At 48.4% G+C, this 2,948-nt stretch carries 2 protein-coding genes and 3 tRNA genes; all 5 read right to left on the reverse strand.

Annotated features, from left to right (window positions below):
- Window positions 1–138 precede the first annotated feature (138 nt).
- The 5 genes from QGT73_RS17095 to QGT73_RS17115 all read right to left on the reverse strand — a co-directional run bounded on the left by QGT73_RS17095 (window position 139) and on the right by QGT73_RS17115 (window position 2,731).
- Window positions 139–1,512, reverse strand: a complete 1,374-nt coding sequence (locus QGT73_RS17095) for a sensor histidine kinase (protein WP_280123230.1) — start codon at window positions 1,510–1,512, stop codon at window positions 139–141.
- Window positions 1,513–1,543: 31 nt separating this feature from the next.
- Window positions 1,544–2,212, reverse strand: coding sequence for a response regulator transcription factor (locus tag QGT73_RS17100; RefSeq protein WP_280123231.1), 669 nt, complete (start codon window positions 2,210–2,212; stop codon window positions 1,544–1,546).
- A gap of 194 nt (window positions 2,213–2,406) precedes the next feature.
- Window positions 2,407–2,490: transfer RNA gene (locus QGT73_RS17105), tRNA-Leu, on the reverse strand.
- A 43-nt stretch (window positions 2,491–2,533) separates the two neighbouring features.
- Window positions 2,534–2,606 (reverse strand) — tRNA-Gly (locus QGT73_RS17110).
- 52 nt (window positions 2,607–2,658) lie between these two features.
- Window positions 2,659–2,731, reverse strand: a tRNA-Gly gene (locus tag QGT73_RS17115).
- Between the last annotated feature and the right edge of the window lie 217 nt (window positions 2,732–2,948).

A 2,948-nucleotide genomic window follows, 5' to 3' on the forward strand; every position in this document is an offset into this window, starting at 1 on the left:
GCTTCGATACCACCGTCTCCAGTTGGAAAGGTTGGAATTTCCTCGCTTTTATCGTTATTTTCCTTAAAAAATTTCACAAATCAAATTAGTTTAAACAACTTCTATATAACACAAAATTCAGAAAAACGTATTGACTATTTATTGATTTTTTGTTGCGTTTTTGTTAATTGTCGGAATACGGAAGTCATATCTGAGCCCGTTGTCAATCGACGCAGATATGACGCCACCATGAATGGCAACGGCGTTACGGACTATCGAGAGGCCCAGCCCGGTGCCACCCGCCGCTCGTGAACGCCCCTTGTCAACACGATAGAAGCGGTCAAATATGTGAGGTAGATGTTCGGCAGACACACCCCGGCCATTGTCACGCACAATGAATGTCCCGCTATCATCAGCCGAGATTATGATTTCAGAACCTCCGCTATGGGCGATGGCATTGTCGATGAGATTACGGAATATCGATTCGAGCAGAGGCCGGTTACCGTTGACAATAAGGGCCGGCGGCATTGTCACAGTAATGGTCATATCGGTGCGCAGACGGGCATCGGCCGCTATATATTCAATGAGTTCGCTAAGGTCGACGGGTGATTTCTCAATCATGCCGGATCCTTCATCCATACGGGTGACTATTGACACATCTTTGAGCAGCAAACTGAGACGTTGAGCATTGGCATATATTCGGCCTATAAATTCATTACGTTTGTCCTCCGGAAGTTCGGGGTGATCGCGTAGCAGGTCAAGGCACACGAGTATTGATGCTACAGGTGTTTTCAGTTCATGGTTGATATCGTTGGTAAGTTGTTTTTTCAGTCTAATTTTATCCTGCTGCTCACGCAAGGCCTCCTTATGTCTCTGGTCACGCTGCACATAAAGTCTGACAATGTGTCCGGCGATGCTGCCTAATTCATCGTCGGGAAACGCCTGGTCGTTGAATATCTGTCCGCCTTTCTCGGCTCTTGCGGCAAAAATGTTAAGGCGCGTGATACTCAGCGAAATCTTTCGGGTGGCCAGATAGGCGATAAAACTGATTATGACTGTAAGCCCGGCGGTAATCCATATGAGACTTCGGTCGGCACGCAAAAATTCTTCGAGCGGATGGTCGTAAGGAGCGGCCGAGCGTATGACCGTGCCGTTGTCGCCACGCATGGCCGAGTAAAAGTATGTCGCATCGTCGCTCAGAGAATAGCGTGCCACGGCATGACCGGTCCCAGTGGCACGTGCCTCATGTATCTCGGGACGCGAATTATGGTTTGTGGCCGGAAAGGGAGTCGTGTCGTTGTTGTCATATATTACATTGCCATCGATATCAATAAGGGTAATGCGCAGACGGTCGAGAGGCGCGCCGATGCGGCGTATGATGTCACCGATGCTGTCGCCCTGCTGCAAGTCGTCAAGAATACGGGCATTGTGCATCTGCAATTCGGTGTCAAGCAATTGAGCCTTGAACTCCTTCTCTCGCCGGTATTGAAATATCATGAATATGCCTGCCGATATCCAGCATATCAGCAACATAATTATAAGTACGCGCGAGTGAAACGAAATTTTAATCCTGCCAGCCATAACCGTAGCCCGAACGGGTGAAAATATGTTTGTCATACGGCACGATTTTGCTACGGAGGCGTGTCACATGCACATCGACCGACCTGTCGGTTATAACCACCCGCTCGGGCCATATGCGGCTGAGCAGTTCCTCGCGCGAAAACACCCGGCCAGGGTGCTCGAGCAGCAGGGCAAGAATCTCAAACTCCTTGCGCGGCAGCTTGATAAGATTTCCGTCGACCGTACATGTCAGCGTGAGGCGGTCACATTTCACGCCATCATGCCTGTGCCGGGCAGACGTACGCCGTAACACCGCGCCTATACGGGCCAGGACATTTTTCATCGAAAACGGTTTGGCAATATAGTCATCGGCTCCGAGATTCAGCCCCGACACCATGTCATCGTCCGAATCCTTGGCTGTGAGGAATATTATGGGGATGTCGGCAGTAAGACGTGAAGACTTGAGCCTTTCAGCCAGTTCGATGCCGCTCATTTCACCCATCATTATGTCGAGAAGCATTAGGTCATATGATGTAAGGTCAAGATCCAGAGCCGCTTCCGCGCTTGGAGCCGTATCCACTTCATAGCCTTCCAGTTCGAGATAGGAGCGAAGTCCCTCGCTAATAGCCTCCTCGTCATCTACAATCAGTATTCTTGTCTTTTGCGCGTTCATACAATGCAAAGTTATAAATATACCCTCGGCCGATTGTCGCCGGAGTGCATATTTAATAAAAATTTAACAACTTAAGCTCAAGCTCGCTCCACTTAGAAATCCACTGACCCTAATTGTGGGGGACAAAGGGGGAGTAAATTAAAAAAAGGAAAAATCCGCAAGGATTTAAATCAATCACTTGCGGATTTTTACAGTGTCCGAGATGAGATTCGAACTCACACAGCCTTTCGGCCACTACCCCCTCAAAGTAGCGTGTCTACCAATTCCACCACCCGGACATTTGGATGATGCATCTCCTGTTGGGAGAATGCGAGGGTTTTGAGCGAAAAACGGGACTCGAACCCGCGACCCCAACCTTGGCAAGGTTGTGCTCTACCAACTGAGCTATTTTCGCAATTGTCAGCCTTGGCAAAATGCATCGGCTTCTGATATGAATGTTCTCTTCGAGCGAAAAACGGGACTCGAACCCGCGACCCCAACCTTGGCAAGGTTGTGCTCTACCAACTGAGCTATTTTCGCGTCATTTAGGGCTTTGCAGTGGCGTTTTCCCTTTTTGCGATGCAAAGGTAGACAGTTTTTTTGACTTCTCCAAATAGACAAGCCCTATTTAACAGTCATTAACTTAATATGTAACTACTCAGGTAGGTTTGTCGTACTCCCCCATGCACAACTTCCCTCGTTGCAACCAACGAGAGTAAATCGTTTTTTTACAAAATATGAAGCTGTTTATAATGTC

Source organism: Duncaniella muricolitica, assembly GCF_910574735.1.
Classification (GTDB): Bacteria; Bacteroidota; Bacteroidia; order Bacteroidales; family Muribaculaceae; genus Duncaniella; species Duncaniella muricolitica.

Excerpts from the sequence above, each read along its gene's own strand:
- QGT73_RS17095 (WP_280123230.1), bottom strand. The coding sequence starts at position 1,512 with ATGTTGCTGATATGCTGGATATCGGCAGGCATATTCATGATATTTCAA.
- QGT73_RS17100 (WP_280123231.1), bottom strand. The coding sequence starts at position 2,212 with ATGAACGCGCAAAAGACAAGAATACTGATTGTAGATGACGAGGAGGCT.